Below are 902 nucleotides of genomic sequence, written 5' to 3'. Positions count from 1 at the left end.
TTGGAAAGCTGCGGGGTGGAGATGAACCTGAAAATTACCGGATAAGCCCGGAAGATCAGCTTGGCGTCGGCGGCGCAAAGAAAAAATATGCGGATAACCTCGCCGCCATACGTCTGCTGAAGCAGCTTCAGGCCAACGGCGCAAAACTGGCCACCCCGGAAGAAAAAAGCACGCTGGTGCGTTTTGTCGGATGGGGTGGTCTTCCGCAGGTCTTTGACCCCCAAAACGACAAATGGGCGGCGGAATACCGGGAACTTCAAGGCGTACTCTCCCCCGATGAATACGCGGCCGCCCGGCGCTCCACACAGGACGCTCACTATACCTCGGAAACCGTCATCAGGGGCATCTATCAGGGGATTTCCAGACTCGGCGTTGAAACAGGAAAGGAACTCCATGTTCTCGAACCTTCGGCGGGTATCGGCAACTTTATCGGACTTTGCCCGGAAAGTTTCCAGGCCCGGTTCCTGGCCGTGGAACTGGAACCGACAACGGCGGCCATTGCCGCATACCTGTACCCCAAAGCCCGCCACATCAATAACGGCTTTCAGAACATCCCCCTCAAAGCGCCGAGTTTCGACCTTGCGGTGGGCAATCCTCCTTTCGGAAATCAGTCTCTCTACGACCCCGAATTTCCCGAACTGAAAAAATTTTCCATCCACAACTATTTTCTGGCCAAGTCCATGCGCCTGCTGCGCGAGGGCGGCATAGCCGCCTTTGTGGTCAGCCGCTACTTCATGGACGCCGTCGATTCCTCCGCCCGCGAACATATCGCGGAATATGCCGACTTCCTGGGCGCGGTGCGCCTGCCTGAAACCGCTTTCCGGCAAAATGCCCTGACGGATGTCACCACCGACATCGTTTTCTTTCAAAAGCACAACGGCGAAAACAAGCGGAGTCTGGAG

General features: G+C 56.5%; 1 protein-coding gene. It reads left to right on the top strand.

From position 1 onward, the window contains the following. Window positions 1-902 (top strand): Eco57I restriction-modification methylase domain-containing protein (locus CZ345_RS05390; RefSeq protein WP_420843767.1); only part of this gene is annotated, 902 nt, incomplete at both ends.

The sequence above is a fragment of the Mailhella massiliensis genome, assembly GCF_900155525.1.
GTDB classification, from domain to species: domain Bacteria; phylum Desulfobacterota; class Desulfovibrionia; order Desulfovibrionales; family Desulfovibrionaceae; genus Mailhella; species Mailhella massiliensis.
The sequence above is the reverse complement of the archived record's forward strand: the minus strand, read 5'-3'. Positions and strand labels throughout refer to the sequence as shown.